Source organism: Rhodoferax ferrireducens (assembly GCF_003347515.1).
Taxonomy (GTDB): Bacteria; Pseudomonadota; Gammaproteobacteria; order Burkholderiales; family Burkholderiaceae_C; genus Rhodoferax.
In genome coordinates this window covers 13,427-31,955 of record NZ_QEII01000272.1, presented here as the reverse complement: position 1 = coordinate 31,955, position 18,529 = coordinate 13,427, and the positions used below count along the sequence as shown (strand labels likewise).

The following is an 18,529-nucleotide window of genomic DNA, read 5'->3' as shown; positions in this document are numbered from 1 at the left end:
ACGCCGTTGAGGTCAGGCCCGTTCGATCAGAGGACGACCACTTTGTACGACAAAGCTTGCCAGCGTCTCGATCCTGGTATCCCGGCTTGTCACGTTGTCCACCACGCGCAAAGTGGTGGTGAGTTGCCTGGGCGTTAACTCCACCACGCCATATCCTTTGCGTTGTGCGTCGGCAAACAAAAAGTGTGGATTCTCGGCCAGCCGCTCCGCCGTTTTGGCGTTGCCGCCCGAGCGCGAGGTGATGCTGGTGCCGCAAAATTCCACGCCCACGCTGGCACTGCCCGGGTCGGAGTAGTCGGCCTTGACGTGGCCTACCCAGTTTTCGTGCACATCGCCACCCAACAACACCGGGTTGGCCACCTGATTCTTGCGCAATGAATCGGTCAGCCGGGTGCGGGCGGCAGAATAGCCGTCCCAGCCGTCATTCCAGAGCGTCTGCCCGGGGCCGACTTTGAAATCACGCTGGCCAAACAGCGATTGCTGACCCAGAACATTCCAGCCGGTGTTGCGGGACCGGGTGCTGGAAAATTCGTCATTGAGCCACTGCTCTTGCTGCGCGCCCAGCAAGCTCCGTTTGGGGTCAATCCATTGCGGGCAGGTGGCCGGATTCAAGCGGCTGGAGCCCGGCGCGTCGCCGGTGTTGCAGACCTGCGGATCTTTGTATTGCCGAGCATCCAGCAGATACAGAGACGCCAATTGGCCGTATTGCAGGTGGGTGAAGATGCGCATCTCAGCCCCCTTCTGTGAAGCATTCACCAATCCGGCCAGTCCTTGCGTCAGCACCGAGGCGCGAATTGGCATGTGCTCGTAATAGGCTTGGTAGGCAGCGGCCCGGCGTGCCAGAAAATTGGCCGGTTCGGCGGGATCTGAATCACTGCTGTAGCCGGTCTGCAGACCAGCATAGTCGTTTTGTACCTCGTGGTCGTCCCAGGTCATTAGCCAGGGACAGGCGGCGTGCATCGCCTGCAGATCCGCGTCACTTTTGTACAAAGCATAACGCTGGCGATAGTCATCCAGACTCAGCACCCAGCCGCCTGAAGGGGTTCTGATTTTGCTATTTTTGGCTGGGTATTCATAAATATAGTCGCCCAGAAACATCACCACGTCCAGGTTTTCATCGCGCATGTGCCGCCAGGCGGTGAAGTAGCCGTCCTCCCACTTTTGACAGGAGGCGTAGCCCAGCCGAAGTCGCCCCACCCTGGCCTCTGGTTTCGGAAAAGTGCGCGTACGCCCCAACGGGCTGACAAACTCCCCCACCCTGAAGCGGTAAAAGTACCAGCGGTCAGCGTCCAGACCGGCGACCTCCACATGCACCGAATGCGCCAGCTCATGGCTGGCCAACGCCTGCCCGTTTTGTACCAAGCGGGTGAATTTCTCGTCGTGCGCCACCTCCCAACGCACCGTGACCGGATCACTCCCCAAGCTGAGGTTCAAGGAATCCGGAGCGATAAGGCGTGTCCACAACACGACCGAATCATGCAGGGGTGATCCACTCGCCACGCCCAGCGTGAAAGGATTGCTGGTGAATCGGGTCTGACTCCACGCGCTGCGCGGCAAGCACAAAGTGCCTGCACCGGCGCATAGCAGCTGCAGCAGGTGGCGGCGATTCTGCAATTCGGGCGATCTAGCCCAGTGCCTGGCGTTTGGCCGCGCGCTCGCCCACAAAGGTAAACGCGAAGCTCAAGGCTTCTGCCATGGCTTGCTCGATGGCATGGCGTTCATGCTCGGTCAGGTAGAACATCATGTCCACATCGTGCCGCACATAACGGGCCGGCAAGCGGTTCAAGGCGACGCAAGCCACATCGGCCAGCATGTCGGCCGTGAAGTCTTGATGGGACGAGAACATCCGGGCCACGTCCTCAAACACCAGGCGTTCGTAATAGTTGTGAACCTGCTCGAAATTGAAAACCATAAATTCCCCCATGATTGCCAGCGGTGCCGCTGGTCAGTGGAGAACCTTAGCAGCTCCCATGGAGCGTGACAAGAACATTGTGTGGCCCTGTCAGCCCAATCCCAGCAGGCGCACCGCGTTGCCTTTCAAGATGCCGGGCATCACTTCGGGCTTGAAACCGGCGTCCTCGAAATCCTTCATCCAGCGATCGGGCGTGATCAAGGGATAGTCACTGCCGAACAGGATGCGGTCTTTCAGCAAGGTGTTGGCGTATTGCACCAGTTGCTTGGGAAAGTACTTGGGACTCCAGCCGCTCAGGTCAATCCACACGTTGGGCTTGTGCGTGGCCACGCTCAGGGCCTCGTCCTGCCACGGGAAACTGGGGTGGGCCATGACGATTTGCATGTCGGGAAAATCAATCGCCACGTCGTCCAGATGCATGGGGTTGCTGTACGCCAGTCGCAAGCCGCCGCCGCAACGCATGCCGCTGCCGATACCGCTGTGCCCGGTATGAAAAATGGCGGGCAGCTTGTATTCGTTGATCACCTCGTAGATGGGCCAGGCCATCTTGTCGTAGGGGTGGTAGCCCTGCACGGTGGGGTGGAACTTGAAGCCCTTGATACCAAACTCCTCGATCAGGCGACGCGCCTCGCGTGCACCCATCTTGCCTTTGTGCGGATCGATGCTGGCGAACGCCATCATCATGTCCGAGTTGGCCTTGGCCGCCTCGGCAATTTCTTCGTTGGGAATTCGCCTGCGCCCCATCTGCGCTTCGGCATCGACCGTGAACATCACCAGCCCAATTTTTCGTTCCCGATAGTAAGCAATCGTCTCCTGGATCGTGGGGCGGCGACTGTTGCGAAAGTACTTGTCCGCGGCGCGGTCGTACTCCTCGCCATAGTTGTCAAACGGATTCCAGCAACTCACTTCGGCGTGGGTGTGAATGTCGATGGCAACGAGGTTTTTGTGGTCCATGAAAGTCTCCTGATAGTGGTTGAGAGCCTAGGGTAAACACCGAGAAAAAGAGCCGGAAATGCGCTTGAACTGGTTATATCTTATAACCATAATTGAGCCCACAGAAAGAAATTAATCATGAGCAACAAAGACCTCCACTTCGAACTCCGCGGCGAACAAAACGAAATCGCCGTCATCCGTCTGACCCGCGGCGCCAAGCGCAACGCCCTCAACGACGGCCTCATTCTGGCACTGCGCGACCTGTTCGAAAAGATGCCGATCGGCGTGCGCGCCGCCGTCATTGACGGCGAAGGCGAGCACTTCTGTGCCGGCCTGGATTTGAGTGAGCTGCAGGACCGGGACGCTGGCCAGGGCCTGCACCACTCGCGCATGTGGCACGCTGCACTGGAGTGTGTGCAGTACGGCCCGGTGCCCGTCATTGCGGCCTTGCACGGTGCCGTGGTCGGCGGCGGGCTGGAACTGGCCAGCGCCTGCCACATCCGGGTTGCGGATGACACCACCTTTTATGCCCTGCCCGAAGGCTCGCGCGGCATCTTCGTCGGCGGCGGCGGCGCCGTGCGCATCCCGCGCCTGATCGGTGCGGCGCGCATGACCGACATGATGCTGACCGGTCGCGTGTTCAACGCCCAGGACGGCGAGCGCATCGGTCTGGCCCAGTACCTGGTGCCCCAAGGCACGGCATTCGACAAGGCCTTGGAATTGGCCGCGCGCATCGCGCAAAACGCGCCGCTGACCAACTACGCCCTGACCCACGTGCTACCGCGCATTGCCGAGCAGCCAGCGGACCAGGGCTATATGACCGAAGCCATGATGGCCGCGATTGCCCAGAGCGCGCCGGAGGCCAAGGAGCGCGTGCGCGCCTTCCTGGACGGCCGCGCCGCCAAGGTGCAAAAGGCCTGACCCGAAGAGACCCACATGACCGCTCCAAAATTTCGTCCCCTGACCTTTGGTGTCACTCGCGTCAATCTGCGTGACGGAGCCCCTGGCGTGCACTACCTGAGCGCCGAGCAGACGCTGCAGGACTATCCCGCCCGCATGACGGATCGCCTGCAACATTGGGCCGAGACGGCGCCCGATCGCCTCTTCATGGCGCGCCGCGAAAAACTGGCCGGCGGCGGCACGGGCGACTGGATCAAGGTGAGCTACGCGCAAGCCTGGGCCAGTGCCCGCAACATCGCCCAGGCCCTGATCAACCGCAACTTAAGCGCCGAGCGTCCGGTCGTCATCCTGTCCGAGAACGACCTGGAACACGCCTTGTTGTCACTCGGCTGTGTGGTGGCGGGGGTGCCCTTTGTGCCGACCTCTCCCGCCTACTCGCTGATCAGCCAGGACTACGACAAACTGCGCCATGTGCTCAAGACCGTCACACCCGGACTGATGTTTGCGGCGGACGCCACACGTTACGGCAAAGCCATCACGACCGCCGTCGGGACCGACATCGAAGTGGTGCTGACGAACGGCCAGCTCGACGGCCGTGCGAGCACGCCGTTTGCCGAGCTGCTCGCCACCCCCGCCTCACCGGCCGTCGATCAGGCCATTGCCGCCACCGGGCCGGACACGATTGTGAAGTTCCTCTTCACCAGCGGCTCGACCAAGCTGCCCAAGGCGGTGATCAATACCCAGCGCATGTGGTGCGCCAACCAGCAGCAAATGGCGCAATCGATGCCGGTGCTGGCTGAAGAACCCCTGGTGCTGGTCGACTGGCTGCCCTGGAACCACACTTTCGGTGGCAACCACAATTTCGGCATGGTGGTCTACCACGGCGGCACGCTGTACATCGACGATGGCAAGCCAACACCGACGCTCATGGCCGAAACCCTGCGCAACCTGCGCGAGATTGCACCCACGGTGTACTTCAACGTGCCCACGGGTTTCGAGGTTATTGCCAGCGCCATGAAGACCGACGGCATCCTGCGCAAAAACCTGCTGTCGCGCGTGAAGATGTTCTTCTATGCCGGCGCCTCGCTGGCCCAGCCCATCTGGGATGGTCTGTATGAAGCGCAGGAAAAAGAGGTGGGCGAGCGCATCGTGATGAGCACCGGCCTGGGCATGACCGAATCTGGCCCGTTCGCGATCTTTGTCACCAACCCCAACGTCAAAGCTGGCGACCTGGGCGTGCCGACGCCGGGCCTGGAGCTCAAGCTGGTCGACATGGGTGGCAAGACCGAGGTGCGCTACTGCGGCCCCAACATCACGCCAGGCTACTGGCGCGCACCCGAAGAAACCGCCGAGCACTTCGACGAGGAAGGATTCTTCTGTTCGGGCGATGCCGTCAAATGGATTGACGAAACCGATGTGCACCAGGGCCTGAAATTCGACGGCCGCATCGCCGAAGACTTCAAGCTCGCCACCGGCACTTTTGTCAGCGTGGGGCCGCTGCGGGCCAAGATCGTGGCCGCGGGTGCGCCCTATATCCAGGACGTGGTGCTGACCGGCATCAACCTGAAAGAAGTCGGCGCCATGGTGTTCCCGACCCAGGCGGTGCGGAGCTTGAGCGATCTTGACGCGAACGCGCCGATGGCCGATGTGCTGGCCAGCGCCCCCGTGATCGCACAATTTCAGAAGGTGATTGACGAACTGGCCCTGAGCGCCACCGGCAGCGCCGGCCGTATCGCGCGCATGTGCCTGCTGGCCGAGCCGCCCACCATCGACCGCGGTGAGGTCACCGACAAGGGCTCGATCAACCAGCGCGCCGTGCTCACGCACCGCGCCGCAACGGTCGAGGCGCTGCATGCCGACACCCTGCACACCATCCTGAAACCCCGTCCCCTCTGAAGGACCCGAACCATGGCCGCCCCAGGATTTTTCTCCCTCTTCAACGACATCTGGATGCTCGACGGCGTGCGCACGCCCATGGTCGATTACTGCGGCGCCCTCGGCCACATCTCGCCGACCGATCTGGGCATCAAGGCAGCACGCGCCGCACTGGAGCGCAGCGGGGTTTCGCCCGAGCACATCGGCTCGGTCATCGCCGGCAATATGGCGCCCGGTGACTTCGACCAGTTCTTCCTGCCGCGCCACATCGGCCTGTACGCCGGCGTGCCGGTCGAGGTGCCGGCCCTGATGGCGCAGCGCATCTGCGGCACCGGTTTCGAGCTGTTCCGCCAGGCCGGCGAACAGATCCAAAGCGGCGCCTGCGAGGCCGCGCTGGTGGTAGGCACCGAGAGCATGACGCGCAACCCAATTGCCGCCTTTGACCACCGCACCGGCTTCAAGCTCGGCGCGCCAGTCGGCTTCAAGGACTACATGTGGGAGGCGTTGAAAGACCCGGCCGCCGGCATCAACATGATCCAGACCGCCGAGAACCTGGCGAAGAAATACGGCGTCACGCGCGAGCAGGTCGATGAATTTGCCTCCAGCTCGTTTGCCAAGGCGGTGGCCGCCCAGGAGAGCGGCTTTCATGCCGGCGAGATCGTGCCGGTGATCAGCGAAAAGTTCGAGCTGGAAGGCTACAAGGCGCGCGGCATCAAACTGCAAGGCAAAGTCACGGAAGTGGCACAGGACACCCATGCGCGCCTCTCCCCCGCCGAGGTGCTGGCCAAGCTCAAGCCGGTGTATGACGGCGGCGTACAGACCGGCGGCAACAGCGCCGCCCTGGTCGATGCCGCAGCGGCCGCGATCGTGGCCTCGGGTCGGTATGTAAAAACGTGGACCCAGGCCCAGAACAAAAAACCGCTGGCGCGTGTGGTGGCCTGCGCCGTGGTGGGCGTGCCGCCCGAGATCATGGGCATCGGCCCGGCGCCGGCGATTCGCCTGCTGCTGGAACGCAGCGGCCTGACGCTGGACCAGATTGGCCGCTTCGAAATCAACGAAGCCCAGGGTGCCCAAACGCTGGCCGTGGGCCGCGAGCTGGGCCTGGACCTGAGCCGACTCAACGTCAATGGCGGCGCCATCGCGCTGGGCCATCCGCTCGCCACCACCGGCGTGCGCTTGACCCTCACCTTGGCACGCGAACTCCAACGCGCTAATCAGCGCTGGGGCATCGCCTCGGCCTGCATTGGCGGCGGCCAGGGCATCGCCCTGCTGCTGGAAAACCCGGAGGCGGTTTGATGGCCACGGCCCAGCCGTCATTGCGAGCGCAGCGCGGCAATCCAAGAGTCATGGATTGCCGCGCTGCGCTCGCAATGACGGGTTTATGGAAGTATTTATATAAGAAATAGGCCTCTAGCCCCCGTAATATCTGCGCAAGCAGCTATTAATTAAATAGCAATTCGTATTCTGAAAGCCTGACATGAATATTCAAGGACAAGCCGCTCTCGTGACCGGCGGCGGCTCCGGTCTCGGCGAAGCCACCGCACGCGAACTGGCCCGCCTGGGCGCACGCGTAGCCGTGCTCGACGTGAATCTCGCGAATGCCGAGAAGGTGGCGAGTGACATCAATGCAGCGCAAGGCGCGGGCAGCGCCGTCGCCTGCCAGTGCGACATCACCAACACCGACAGCCTGCAGGCCGCCATCGTCCAGGCCGCCGCGGCCCACGGTCCGGCGCGCATGCTGATGAGCATCGCCGGCATCGGCAGTGCCAAGCGCATCATCGCCCGGGACGGCTCGCCGGCGCCGCTGGAAGACTTTGTGCGGGTGATCAACGTCAACCTGATCGGCACCTACAACGTCGCCCGCCTGTTCGCCGCCGAATGCGCCAAGCTGGACCCGCTGGAAGACGGCGAGCGCGGCGTGATGGTGTTCACGGCCTCGGTGGCGGCCTTTGATGGCCAAGTCGGCCAGCAAGCTTACAGCGCCTCCAAGAGCGGTGTGGTCGGCATGACGCTGCCGATGGCGCGCGATCTGGCGCAGCACGGCATCCGGGTCTGCACCATCGCCCCCGGCCTGTTCGCGACACCACTGATGAAAACCCTGCCCGAGCCAGTGCAGGCCTCGCTGGCCGCCAGTATTCCGTTCCCGGCGCGCCTGGGCAAGCCGGAAGAGTTCGCGCAACTGGCCAGCCACATCGTCACCAACATGCACCTGAACGGCGAAGTGATTCGCCTCGATGGCGCGCTGCGCATGGCGCCGCGCTGAGCGGACGCCTTGACCCCATGAGCAAAACCGTTGTCTTTGAAGTGAACGTGATGTTTGGCGACTGCGATCCCGCCGGCATCGTGTTCTTTCCGAATTTCTCCAAGTGGATGGACGCTTCGTCCTTGAACTTCTTTGTCAAGTGCGGCGTGCCGCCCTGGCGCGAACTGGTCAAGACCACCGGCATCATCGGCACGCCGCTGCTGGAGATCAACACCAAGTTCCTGCGCCCCGCCACCTACGGCGAGACGCTGCAGATTCACACCAGCGTGATCGAATGGCGCGACAAGGTCTTCATGCACAAGCATGTGGTCATGCGCGGCGACGATCTGCTGTGCGAAGGCACGGAAACCCGCGCCTTCTGCATGCGCCAGGTCGACAACCCCGACCGCATCAAGGCCATCCCGGTGCCGCAAGACATCAAGGCCTTGTGCAGCTAACACCAGCAACCCGCCAACCCCGTTCGCCCTACCCCGTTTTTCGTTCCCTTGCCATTACAACCACTCTGGAGACAAACTCATGAAAAAAATCAAGACACTTATCGCCACCGCCGTCGCGGTCCTGGCGGCCGGCGTGGCGCAAGCCGACATCACCATCGGCGTCAGCCTGCCGCTGACCGGCCCGGCCTCCGGCTTGGGCATTCCGATGAAAAACCAGCTCGCCCTGTGGCCCCAGTCCATCGGCGGCGAAAAGCTCAAGGTCATTGTGCTGGATGACGCGACCGACCCGACCAACGGCGTGAAGAACGCGAACCGTTTCATCACCGACGAGAAAGTCGATCTGATCCTGGGTTCCGCCGCCACTCCCGTGGCCATCGCCATGGCCGCCGTCGCGATGGAGGGCCAGACCCCGCAACTCGTGGCCTCCCCCGCCCAATTGCCGCCCGGCAAGGACACCTGGAGCTTTCGCCTGCCGCAATCGAATGCCGTCATGTCGCACGCCGTGGTCGAGCACATGAAGAAGCAAGGCGTCAAGACCGTCGGCTTTTTAGGCTACACCGATGCCTACGGTGAAGGCTGGCTGAAAGACTTCACCCCCATCGCCGAAAAAGCCGGCATCAAAGTGGTGGCCACCGAGCGCTTTGCCCGCACCGACACCGGCGTCACCGCCCAGGCCCTCAAGCTGACCGCCGCCAATCCGGATGCCATGTTGATCGTCGCCTCTGGCAGCGGCGCGGCCATGCCGCACAAGGCCGTGATCGAGCGCGGCTTCAAGGGCAAGATCTACCAGACCCACGCCGCCGCTACACGCGACTTGATGCGTGTGGGGGGCAAAGACATGGAAGGTGCCTACGTGGTGTCCGGCCCCGTGATCGCGCCAGAACAATTGCCCGAGAGCCACCCGTCGAAGAAGCTGGCGCTGGACTTCGTGCAGAAATATGAAGCAACCTATGGCCCCGGTAGCCGCAACCAGTTTGCCGGCCATTCCTACGACGCCCTCATTGTGCTCGAGAAGACGATTCCCGTGGCGCTGAAGAAGGCCAAGCCTGGCACCAAGGAATTCCGCATTGCGCTGCGCGATGCAATTGAAACCATGGGCCGCACCAGCTTTGCCCACGGCATCATGAACTGGACCAAGGACGACCACTGGGGTTACACCAACGAGACCGGTGTGATTGTCAAGGTCGTCAACGGCGACTGGAAAATCGAGTAACTCTTTCGTCGGCATGACACGCGGAGCCGACCTGGTTGGCGGTCCCGCGGGCTTGGCAATTTTCATTTCTTCTCTACCAAGGTTCGATCATGGATACCTCGATCGCCAGTATTTTGTTACTGGACGGCCTGACCAACGGGGCCATTTACGCCCTGTTGGGTCTGGCCACCGTGCTGGTGTTTACGGTCACGCGGGTCATTTTTATTCCGCAAGGTGAGTTTGTCGCCTATGGCGCGCTCACACTGGCCATTTTGCAAACCGGGAAAGTTCCCGGCACGGTCTGGCTGTTGTTGATTCTGGCCGGCATCGCCGGTCTGATGGACTTCGCCAGTGCCTGGCAACGTCAGCACCAGGTGCTGGCCGCCTTGAAGGCGGGTCTGAAGACCCTGATCATTCCTGCGGTGGTGGCCGGCCTCACGGCCTGGGCGGCGCCGCATCAGTTTCCGCTGGCCGTGCAAGCCCTGCTGAGCGTGGCCATCGTCACCGCTTTCGGGCCTTTGGTTTACCGGGTGGCGTTCCAGTCGCTGGAAGACGCCACGCCGCTGGTGCTGCTGATCGTCTCGGTCGGCGTGCACTTTGCCATGACCGGACTCGGTCTGCTGTTTTTCGGCGCCGAGGGCTTTCGCAACCCCTCGTTCTGGGATCTGCGCCTGGCGCTGGGACCGGTCTCGCTGTCGGGGCAAACCATCATCATCTTCATGGCGTCACTGGCGCTGATCGTGATGCTGTGGCTGTTTTTCGAGCGCTCCCTGTACGGGAAGGCATTGCGTGCCACCGCCGTCAACCGCCTGGGTGCGCGTCTGATGGGGATTTCGTCCCACACCTCGGGCCAGCTGACTTTTGCCATGGCGGCCCTGATCGGCGCCTTGTCGGGCCTGTTGATCGGGCCCACCACCACCGTGTTTTACGACTCCGGTTTCCTGATCGGCCTCAAGGGTTTCGTGGCGGCAGTGGTCGCCGGCCTGTCCAGCTACCCGGGCGCCTTGCTGGGTGCGCTGTTCGTCGGCATCGTGGAGTCCTTCGGTTCGTTTTGGGCCAGTGCCTTCAAGGAAGTGATCGTGTTCACACTTATTTTGCCAATCCTGCTGTGGCGTTCGCTGCAGGGCGGCCATTCGGACGAGGAGCATTGACATGAAAGCCCCCACACTCTCCTCATTCGAGGTGCCCCGGGCGGGCACCGACATGCTGGCCAGGCGTTATGGATTGCTGGCCTTGGTCATCGTCATCGTGCTGATCGCGGTGCTGCCATTGCCCGATTTCTGGATCACCCAGCTCAACTACATTGCCTTGTACAGCTTGGTCGGCATCGGTCTGGTGCTGCTGACCGGCGTGGCCGGCCTCACCTCGTTTGGACAGGCTGCGTTTGTCGGCATTGGTGCCTATGCCACCGCCTGGTTGACGCTCAATACCGGCTTGTCGCCTTGGCTCACGCTGTTCATCGGTCTGGCGATTACCGGGGTCTCGGCCCTGATAGTGGCCGGCATCACGCTGCGCATGTCGGGCCACTACCTGCCGCTGGCCACCATCGCCTGGGGCCTGTCGCTGTACTACCTCATGGGTAATCTCGACGCGCTGGGCAAGTACGACGGCTTGCTGGGCATCCAGAGCCTGTCCGTGTTCGGCTGGGATGTCGGCCAGGGCCGCGGCTTTTTCCTGCTGGCCTGGGGCGTGGTGGTGCTGGCGGCGGTCGCCATCCTCCACCTGCTCGACTCCCGTCCGGGACGCGCCATGCGTTCACTGCGCACTGGCACCCAGATGGCCGAGGCCATGGGCGTGAACACCTTGCGCTACAAGATCATCATCTTCGTGATCGCCGCATTGCTGGCCTCATTCTCGGGCTGGCTGTTTGCGCACTTCCAGCACTCCGTCAACCCCTCGCCCTTCGGCCTCAAGATGGGCATCGAGTACCTGTTCATGACGGTGGTGGGCGGTATCGGCCATGTCTGGGGCGCCATCACCGGTGCCCTGCTGACCAAGCTGCTGGAAGACCAGTTGCAAGTGCTGCTGCCCAAGCTCATCGGCACCAGCGGCAGCTACGAAACGATTGTGTTCGGCATCGTGCTGGTGCTCACGCTCAAGTTCCTGCCCAACGGCCTGTGGTCCCTGGTCGAGCGCAAGCTGCCGCGTCCGCAGCGCCCGGTGGACTGGGCCAACGCCCCGGCGCTGGCGGAACGGGCCATGCCCGCCGCAGGTGAACTGGTGCTGGACGTGCAAGCCATCCGCAAGGCGTTTGGCGGCCTGGTCGCCGTCAACGACATCAGTTTCCAGATCAAGGCCGGGCAAATCGTGGGACTCATCGGGCCCAATGGCGCCGGCAAATCCACCACCTTCAACCTGATCACCGGCGTGCTCTCGCTCACCAGCGGCAAGGTCATGTTCCGGGGTGAGCCCATCAGCGGGCACCGCTCACGCGACATTGCCAGCCGGGGCATGTCACGCACCTTCCAGCACGTCAAGATGATTCCCGACATGACGGTGCTGGAGAACGTGGCCCTGGGCGCGCACCTGCGGGGTACAAAAGGTGTGGTGTCGGCCATGACGAGCTTCAATCGCGAGGAAGAACGCCAGTTGTTCCGCGAGGCACAGGCCCAGCTGGAGCGCATTGGCATGGGCGCCTACCTGCACGAGCAGGCCGGCAACCTGGCCATGGGGCCGCAGCGCCTGATGGAAATCGCCCGCGCCCTGTGCAGCGACCCGGCTTTGTTGCTGTTGGATGAGCCCGCCGCCGGCCTGCGCCACAAGGAAAAGCAGGCGCTGGCCGGTGTGTTGCGCCAACTGCAGGGCGAAGGCATGAGCATTCTGCTGGTCGAACACGACATGGACCTGGTCATGGACGTCTGCGACCACCTGGTGGTGATGGAATTCGGCACCCTTTTGACCGAGGGCACGCCGGTTGAAATCCAGCAAAGCCCGCAAGTGCGTGCCGCCTATCTCGGCACCGAACATTGAGGACTCTTGAGATGACAACACCCATTCTTCGCGTCCAGAATCTTCGTGCCGGCTACGGCCGCGCCGAAGTGCTGCACGGCATCACCCTGCAGGCAGAAAAAGGCAGCGTGATCACGGTGATCGGCCCGAATGGTGCCGGCAAATCGACGCTGCTCAATACACTGATGGGCATCCTGCCCGGGCGCGGCAGCATTGAATTCAATGGCGAGGCCGTGGGTGCGCTCACGCTCGAAGAGCGCGTGATGCGCGGCATATCGCTGGTGCCGGAACGACGCGAGCTGTTTGGCACCATGTCGGTGGAAGACAACCTGGTGCTGGGCGCGTTTCGCCAGGTCAGGCAGCACAACAAGCAATGGCGCGAGCAGATTGATGTGGTGTTCGAGCTCTTCCCGCGCCTGAAGGAACGGCGCACGCAGTTGGCCGGCACCCTGTCCGGTGGCGAACGGCAGATGCTGGCGGTTGGTCGGGCGCTGATGTCGCGCCCGGTGCTGCTGATGCTGGACGAGCCCAGCCTCGGTCTGGCCCCCCTGGTGGTGAAGGAAATATTCCGCACCATCGACGCCTTGCGAAAAACTGGCGTCACCACCCTGCTGGTGGAGCAGAACGCCCGCGCCGCGCTGGAGACCGCCGATTACGGCTACGTTTTGGAGATGGGCGAAATCGCCCTGGAAGGACGCGCGTCAGACCTGGCCACCGACCCGCGCGTGATCGACACCTACCTGGGCGCCGCGCGCAAGAAAGTGGAAGCGGTCAGCGCCCTTACGAACTGATTTCAGCAGCGAGAGAACAACCACATTCCACGAGTTAACGAGTCCGCTGAAAGATTCAGTTGCCACGAGGCGACGAAATTCTGCGAATGGTGTTGTCATAAAACTAACGGTTATTACTTTGGAGATACGCATGAAATTTTCCTCCCTCATCGCCCTGACCGGACTGGTCGCCACAGGCGCAGTTCACGCTCAGAGCGTCACCCTTTACGGGATGGTTGACACCGGCATTGAATATGTGAGCAACGTGGCCGCAGCGGGTGGCGGCATCACGCGCATGCCGTCCACGACCGGCATTCTTCCTTCGCGGGTGGGTATGCGCGGCAAGGAAGATCTCGGCGGTGGCTTGAGCGCCATCTTCACGCTTGAAATGGGCTTGGGCCTGGACACTGGTGCTTCGGGACAGGGCGGGCGCTTGTTTGGTCGCCAGTCGACCGTCGGGCTCAGTGGTGATTGGGGCGCCGTCACCTTGGGTCGCCAATGGACCATGTTATTTTGGTCCGTCCTGGATTCGGACATTGTGGGTCCCGCCGTCTATGGACTCGGCTCTCTGGACAGCTACATCCCCAATTCCCGCGTCGACAATTCGATTGCGTACAAAGGTAAATTCGGCGACGTCACTGTCGGCGCGACCTACAGCCTGGGCCGTGACACCGTCAACGCAGGCCCCTCACCGGCGGGCACCAATTGCGCGGGCGAGAGCGGCGCTGACGCGCAAGCCTGCCGCGAGTGGTCGGCCCTGGTGAAGTACGACACCAAGGCCTGGGGCGCCGCACTGGCTTATGACGTACTGAACGGCCGCACCCCGGCCAACGCCACGGATGTGGTGCTGCCCGCCGGCCTGACCAGCAGTTCCAAATCCGATGCCCGCCTGATGGTGAACGGTTATGTGAAATTTGCGGATTTTAAAATCGGCGGCGGCGTCATTCGCCGCAAGAACGATGGCAGCGCCACGCGACCCAACAGCGACCTTTGGTACCTTGGCGCCGCTTACCCCGTCACGACGGCTTTGACGATCGACGGAACTGTTGCCAAGCTCAGCTACAAGGATGCCGACAACTTTGACGCCACCCTGCTGGCGGTCCGAGCGCTGTACAAACTGTCGAAACGCACGACTCTGTATACCCAAATCGGCGCGATCAACAACGAAAGCCTGAGCAACATTTCCGTCAGTGGTGGCGCACCGGGTAGCAATCCCGCTTTGGGTGGATCGCAGACCGGAACGATGGTCGGCATGAACCACGCGTTCTAAGCCAGAAGTCTTTTCATCATGAACTACCAGCCTCGTTTGGACGACATCCACTTCATTCTTCACGATGTGCTCAAAGCTCCTGCACAGTTGCAGGCGCTGCCGTCCTTGGCCGACACCGATGCAGAACTGATGCGCCAGGTCGTGGATGAGGCTGGTAAGTTCACGGCCCAGAAAATTGCGCCCCTGCAAGGTGTCGGTGACACCATTGGCTGCAAGTTTGCGGGCGGCAAAGTCACCACCCCACCGGGTTTCAAGGATGCCTACCAGGACTTTTGGCAGAGCGGCTGGCCAGCGCTGGCGTGCGCACCCGAAGACGGTGGCCAGGGCTTGCCTGCGGTGCTCGAAGCCGTGCTGTTCGAGATGCTCAGCGCGGCCAACCACGGCTGGACCATGGCGCCCGGCCTGTTGCATGGCGCTTATGAGTGCATCAGGCACCACGGCAGCGAGGCACTGAAGGCTCAATATCTTGAAAAAGTGGCCAGCGGCGAATGGCTCGCCACCATGTGCCTGACCGAACCCCACGCCGGCAGCGACCTGGGGCTGGTCCGCACCAAGGCGCTGCCTCAGACGGACGGCAGCTACCGCCTCAGCGGCACCAAAATCTTTATCTCGGGCGGCGAACACGACCTGACCGACAACATTGTCCATCTGGTATTGGCGCGCCTGCCCGATGCGCCGGCCGGACCCAAAGGCCTCTCCTTGTTCCTCGCGCCCAAGGTGCTGCCGGACGGCACGGGCAACGCTATTCACTGCGAACGTATCGAGGAAAAAATGGGCCTGCACGGCAGCCCGACCTGTGTCATGCGCTTTGACTGGGCCACCGGCTGGCTGATTGGCGAGCCCCAGCGCGGGCTCAATGCCATGTTCGTGATGATGAACGCGGCCCGACTGCATGTCGGCCTGCAAGGCATTGGCCTGCTGGAGGCGGCTTGGCAAAAGGCCGACGCCTACGCCAAAGAACGTCGGCAAATGCGCGCGCCCAAGCCGACGATGAGCAGCACGCCCGACCCGATTGCCGAGCACCCGGCGATGCGCCGCATACTGGCCACGCAGCGCGCCTGGATAGACGGTGGTCGTGTGCTGGCCTACCGTACCGCCATCGAACTCGACATCGCAAAACAGCATCCCGACGCGACCCGACGACACAGTGCGCAGCTTTGGTGCAGCCTGGTGACGCCAGTGCTCAAAGCCGCCTGGACCGCGCAAGCGTTTAGTGGCAGCAGCGAATGCCTGCAGGTGTTTGGTGGCCATGGCTATGTGCGCGAATGGGGCATCGAGCAAATCGTGCGTGACGCGCGAGTGAGCATGATTTACGAGGGCACCAACGAAATTCAGGCCATCGACCTGCTGGTGCGCAAGGTGCTGCCCGACGGGGGTGCCGGCTTGTCCAGCCTGTTGCTGGCGCTGTGCGAGGGACTGGACAACCGTGTGCCTGCACACGCCCAATTGGGCACGCAGGTGGCCGGGTTGAACCAGCTCACCAGTGCCTTGGTGGAGGCGGCCAAAGCAGATCAGGAACTGCCTTACTGGGTAGCCGATGACTACCTTCGCGCCCTGGCGCTGACTCTTCTGGCCTGGGCCTGGCTTCAAATCAGTGCTGCGTCACAACCAGAATCGTCAAGCGTCAATCCGGCACGCTGGACCGAGCCCTCCGAGGCCCTGCGCCACTGGGTTCTGCCGGAATTCGGGATGCGCCAGCACATCATCGAGTCCCGCCTGGGATTGCGCATGTGCATGTAAATGACCTGGGTATGCTCCTCCCCTTTCATTCCTGAATGCCATGGACGCCAAGACGCCAATACCTTTCGTCGACAAAGTTGACACCAGTTATCTGGAAAGCCTGATGGGTTACAACTCGCGCCGGGCGGCTCTGGTCATCATCGAAGTGTTCCTGGAACGCATGGCGGTCTATGACTTGCGGCCGGTTGACTTCTCCGTGCTGTCGCTGGTCACGCACAATCCCGGCATCACCTCCCGCCAGTTGTGCAGCACCCTGGGCATCCAGGCGCCCAACCTGGTCGGCATGGTGAATGCCATGGAAAAACGCGCCCTGATTGTCCGGCGTCCCCATCCCCATGATGGCAGGGCCATGGGCCTGCACCCGACCCCCACCGGGGAGGAAATGATGCGGGAGGCGGAAAAAACTGCCGCCAAGCTGGAGATCGAGACGACGTCCCGTCTGAATACCGCAGAGCGCAAGACCTTGATGCAGTTGCTGAAAAAGATCTACAAATAGTCCGCAGCAATCTCCCAACGCTCATTTTCTCCGCTTATTGACACGTATGACGTACTATGCCAGCTATGAAACTTGTAGCAGATACAAATTTGCGCTATAGTTTCGTGCCGCGCTGGAAAACTGATGGCATCTCAAGTTGATGCCGCCCAAAAGTTAAAACACACCAGCGATCAATCAACGCTTTGAGGAGAGCCGTTTAATGAGTTCCAAAGAAAATACCGCAATAGGCCAACTGCTTGGGCTATTGGAATCCCGTTACGCCATCCGCGTGCTGTGGGCCTTGAGGGATGGTCATGCCCAGACCTTTCGACTGTTGCAGGACAGTGTTGGCGGCATTACCCCCAACACGCTGAACACACGGATCAAGGAATTGCGCGAATCCGGCTTGGTCACGCACGGCAGTGAAGGCTACGTTGTCACCCCTTTGGGTGCGGACCTGCTCAAACGACTGGCCGATCTCCCGGCGTTTGCGACCAAATGGGTGGCCAACCAGGCCAAAAAGCCCGCTTAAGTAACCCGCGTTCACCCTGGCAGACTAGGGGTGACATGCTGATCCGGCATCGAGAAGACAGGTCAGGCCTGTCTTTTTTTATCGCTGTTTTTTACCCCACTGAACCCACTGATACGCCATTGGCAGACATTGCATGTCATGGTCTGCTGGCATAATTTACGGTTTTCTGGGTGTAGCCCTTATCGAGCGAGCGCACCCAGCTATCCATTTAATAGCACACAAGGATTGCATCATGACTACCACTCCCTCCGGCCTGCAATATGAAGACACCGTTATCGGCACGGGTGCTGAAGCCACCAAGGGCAAGAGCGTGACCGTTCACTACACCGGCTGGCTGTACAACGACGGCGTTCAAGGTGTCAAGTTCGATTCCAGCAAAGACCGTGGCGACCCATTTGTCTTCTCTCTCGGTGCCGGCATGGTCATTCGCGGCTGGGACGAAGGCGTGGCGGGCATGCTGATCGGCGGCGCGCGCACCCTCATTATCCCGGCCGAGCTGGGCTATGGCGCACGTGGCGCCGGTGGCGTGATTCCACCCAACGCCACCTTGAAGTTTGACGTTGAATTGCTGGGCGTTTCCAACTGATTTTTGCGCTGCGGGGCGCCTATGCGCCCCACTTGTTCACCCTTGTTGGCTCTTGAATTGGCTGCGCACACCCCCATTTCATGGGCTTAGTATCTGAAAATTGGCTTATCCGCATGTCTGAATCCAATCAAACCCAAAACAATCCAACGCCAAACGACTTCCAAAGCACCGAAGACATGGTCGCCGCTCAATCCGGCTACGAGTCCGACGCCTTGTCGCGGGCGCAGGCCGATCTGGCTGAATTGCAGGCCAAAAGCGCCGATCTGGCGGACCAGTTTCTGCGCGCCAAAGCCGAGGCTGACAATGCTCGCCGCCGTGCCGAAGAAGAAATCTCCAAGGCCCGCAAGTTCGCGGTTGAAAGTTTTGCCGAAAGCCTGCTGCCCGTGGCGGACAGCCTGGAGGCCGGCCTGATCATCAAGGACGCCACCTCCGAACAAATTCGCGAAGGGGCCCAAGCCACACTGCGCCAGTTGCTCGCAGCACTGGAACGCAACAAGGTGATTGCCATCAACCCGGCTTCCGGGACCAAGTTTGACCCCCATCAACATCAGGCGATCAGTGTGGTGCCGTCAGAAAACGAAGCCAACACCGTCGTGACCGTGCTGCAAAAGGGCTACTCCATTGCCGACCGTGTGCTGCGTCCGGCACTCGTCACGGTAGCCGCGCCGAAATAACCACTCTTGCGACTTGAATAT

General features: G+C 61.7%; 18 protein-coding genes. 15 read left to right on the top strand and 3 right to left on the bottom strand.

Annotation, left to right across the window (positions count from 1 at the left end; genetic code table 11):
* Positions 1–12: 12 nt before the first annotated feature.
* The 3 genes from C5P05_RS13085 to C5P05_RS13075 all read right to left on the bottom strand — a co-directional run bounded on the left by C5P05_RS13085 (position 13) and on the right by C5P05_RS13075 (position 2,866).
* The gene (locus C5P05_RS13085; protein ID WP_232834476.1) at positions 13–1,614 is read right to left on the bottom strand and encodes an alkaline phosphatase D family protein; all 1,602 of its coding nucleotides are present in this window, start codon (positions 1,612–1,614) and stop codon (positions 13–15) included.
* 10 nt (positions 1,615–1,624) lie between these two features.
* Complete coding sequence (locus C5P05_RS13080) at positions 1,625–1,912, bottom strand: late competence development ComFB family protein (protein ID WP_114970411.1); 288 nt, start codon at positions 1,910–1,912, stop codon at positions 1,625–1,627.
* Positions 1,913–2,002: 90 nt separating this feature from the next.
* Positions 2,003–2,866 (bottom strand): amidohydrolase family protein, encoded by an 864-nt coding sequence (locus tag C5P05_RS13075; RefSeq protein WP_114970291.1) that lies wholly within the window; start codon positions 2,864–2,866, stop codon positions 2,003–2,005.
* Positions 2,867–2,983: 117 nt separating this feature from the next.
* On the opposite strand from C5P05_RS13075, the gene C5P05_RS13070 reads away from it, so the two are divergent.
* The 15 genes from C5P05_RS13070 to grpE all read left to right on the top strand — a co-directional run bounded on the left by C5P05_RS13070 (position 2,984) and on the right by grpE (position 18,508).
* The gene (locus C5P05_RS13070; RefSeq protein ID WP_114970290.1) at positions 2,984–3,766 is read left to right on the top strand and encodes a crotonase/enoyl-CoA hydratase family protein; all 783 of its coding nucleotides are present in this window, start codon (positions 2,984–2,986) and stop codon (positions 3,764–3,766) included.
* A 15-nt stretch (positions 3,767–3,781) separates the two neighbouring features.
* Positions 3,782–5,641 carry a feruloyl-CoA synthase gene (locus C5P05_RS13065; RefSeq protein ID WP_114970289.1) on the top strand — a complete coding sequence of 620 codons (1,860 nt, stop codon included), beginning with the start codon at positions 3,782–3,784 and terminating at the stop codon, positions 5,639–5,641.
* Between the two features lie 12 nt (positions 5,642–5,653).
* On the top strand, positions 5,654–6,916 hold the full coding sequence (locus tag C5P05_RS13060; protein WP_114970288.1) for a thiolase family protein: 1,263 nt from the start codon (positions 5,654–5,656) through the stop codon (positions 6,914–6,916).
* A 181-nt stretch (positions 6,917–7,097) separates the two neighbouring features.
* On the top strand, positions 7,098–7,883 hold the full coding sequence (locus tag C5P05_RS13055) for an SDR family NAD(P)-dependent oxidoreductase (protein ID WP_114970287.1): 786 nt from the start codon (positions 7,098–7,100) through the stop codon (positions 7,881–7,883).
* A gap of 17 nt (positions 7,884–7,900) precedes the next feature.
* Positions 7,901–8,320: an acyl-CoA thioesterase gene (locus tag C5P05_RS13050; RefSeq protein ID WP_114970286.1), complete on the top strand. Its 420-nt coding sequence runs from the start codon at positions 7,901–7,903 to the stop codon at positions 8,318–8,320.
* Positions 8,321–8,399: 79 nt separating this feature from the next.
* Positions 8,400–9,533: an ABC transporter substrate-binding protein gene (locus C5P05_RS13045; RefSeq protein WP_114970285.1), complete on the top strand. Its 1,134-nt coding sequence runs from the start codon at positions 8,400–8,402 to the stop codon at positions 9,531–9,533.
* Between the two features lie 89 nt (positions 9,534–9,622).
* Positions 9,623–10,663: a branched-chain amino acid ABC transporter permease gene (locus C5P05_RS13040; protein ID WP_114970284.1), complete on the top strand. Its 1,041-nt coding sequence runs from the start codon at positions 9,623–9,625 to the stop codon at positions 10,661–10,663.
* Between the two features lie 52 nt (positions 10,664–10,715).
* A complete protein-coding gene (locus C5P05_RS13035) occupies positions 10,716–12,482 on the top strand; it encodes an ABC transporter permease subunit (protein WP_114970410.1) in 1,767 nt (588 codons plus the stop codon).
* 11 nt (positions 12,483–12,493) lie between these two features.
* Positions 12,494–13,252, top strand: a complete 759-nt coding sequence (locus C5P05_RS13030; protein WP_114970283.1) for an ABC transporter ATP-binding protein — start codon at positions 12,494–12,496, stop codon at positions 13,250–13,252.
* A 130-nt stretch (positions 13,253–13,382) separates the two neighbouring features.
* Positions 13,383–14,501, top strand: a complete 1,119-nt coding sequence (locus C5P05_RS13025; RefSeq protein WP_114970282.1) for a porin — start codon at positions 13,383–13,385, stop codon at positions 14,499–14,501.
* Between the two features lie 18 nt (positions 14,502–14,519).
* Complete coding sequence (locus tag C5P05_RS13020; RefSeq protein ID WP_114970281.1) at positions 14,520–16,241, top strand: acyl-CoA dehydrogenase family protein; 1,722 nt, start codon at positions 14,520–14,522, stop codon at positions 16,239–16,241.
* Positions 16,242–16,344: 103 nt separating this feature from the next.
* Positions 16,345–16,737: a MarR family winged helix-turn-helix transcriptional regulator gene (locus tag C5P05_RS13015; RefSeq protein WP_332871352.1), complete on the top strand. Its 393-nt coding sequence runs from the start codon at positions 16,345–16,347 to the stop codon at positions 16,735–16,737.
* Positions 16,738–16,936: 199 nt separating this feature from the next.
* Positions 16,937–17,248, top strand: a complete 312-nt coding sequence (locus C5P05_RS13010) for a winged helix-turn-helix transcriptional regulator (protein WP_114970279.1) — start codon at positions 16,937–16,939, stop codon at positions 17,246–17,248.
* A gap of 232 nt (positions 17,249–17,480) precedes the next feature.
* Positions 17,481–17,834, top strand: a complete 354-nt coding sequence (locus C5P05_RS13005; RefSeq protein ID WP_114970278.1) for an FKBP-type peptidyl-prolyl cis-trans isomerase — start codon at positions 17,481–17,483, stop codon at positions 17,832–17,834.
* Positions 17,835–17,947: 113 nt separating this feature from the next.
* Positions 17,948–18,508, top strand: a complete 561-nt coding sequence (grpE, locus tag C5P05_RS13000; RefSeq protein WP_114970277.1) for a nucleotide exchange factor GrpE — start codon at positions 17,948–17,950, stop codon at positions 18,506–18,508.
* Positions 18,509–18,529: the final 21 nt, after the last annotated feature.

Bases quoted from the DNA above. Each gene is read 5' to 3' on its own strand.
- C5P05_RS13080 (WP_114970411.1), bottom strand. From the start codon at position 1,912: ATGGTTTTCAATTTCGAGCAGGTTCACAACTATTACGAACGCCTGGTG.
- C5P05_RS13075 (WP_114970291.1), bottom strand. From the start codon at position 2,866: ATGGACCACAAAAACCTCGTTGCCATCGACATTCACACCCACGCCGAA.
- C5P05_RS13070 (WP_114970290.1), top strand. From the start codon at position 2,984: ATGAGCAACAAAGACCTCCACTTCGAACTCCGCGGCGAACAAAACGAA.
- C5P05_RS13065 (WP_114970289.1), top strand. From the start codon at position 3,782: ATGACCGCTCCAAAATTTCGTCCCCTGACCTTTGGTGTCACTCGCGTC.
- C5P05_RS13060 (WP_114970288.1), top strand. From the start codon at position 5,654: ATGGCCGCCCCAGGATTTTTCTCCCTCTTCAACGACATCTGGATGCTC.
- C5P05_RS13055 (WP_114970287.1), top strand. From the start codon at position 7,098: ATGAATATTCAAGGACAAGCCGCTCTCGTGACCGGCGGCGGCTCCGGT.
- C5P05_RS13050 (WP_114970286.1), top strand. From the start codon at position 7,901: ATGAGCAAAACCGTTGTCTTTGAAGTGAACGTGATGTTTGGCGACTGC.
- C5P05_RS13045 (WP_114970285.1), top strand. From the start codon at position 8,400: ATGAAAAAAATCAAGACACTTATCGCCACCGCCGTCGCGGTCCTGGCG.
- C5P05_RS13040 (WP_114970284.1), top strand. From the start codon at position 9,623: ATGGATACCTCGATCGCCAGTATTTTGTTACTGGACGGCCTGACCAAC.
- C5P05_RS13035 (WP_114970410.1), top strand. From the start codon at position 10,716: ATGCTGGCCAGGCGTTATGGATTGCTGGCCTTGGTCATCGTCATCGTG.
- C5P05_RS13030 (WP_114970283.1), top strand. From the start codon at position 12,494: ATGACAACACCCATTCTTCGCGTCCAGAATCTTCGTGCCGGCTACGGC.
- C5P05_RS13025 (WP_114970282.1), top strand. From the start codon at position 13,383: ATGAAATTTTCCTCCCTCATCGCCCTGACCGGACTGGTCGCCACAGGC.
- C5P05_RS13020 (WP_114970281.1), top strand. From the start codon at position 14,520: ATGAACTACCAGCCTCGTTTGGACGACATCCACTTCATTCTTCACGAT.
- C5P05_RS13015 (WP_332871352.1), top strand. From the start codon at position 16,345: ATGGGTTACAACTCGCGCCGGGCGGCTCTGGTCATCATCGAAGTGTTC.
- C5P05_RS13010 (WP_114970279.1), top strand. From the start codon at position 16,937: ATGAGTTCCAAAGAAAATACCGCAATAGGCCAACTGCTTGGGCTATTG.
- C5P05_RS13005 (WP_114970278.1), top strand. From the start codon at position 17,481: ATGACTACCACTCCCTCCGGCCTGCAATATGAAGACACCGTTATCGGC.
- grpE (WP_114970277.1), top strand. From the start codon at position 17,948: ATGTCTGAATCCAATCAAACCCAAAACAATCCAACGCCAAACGACTTC.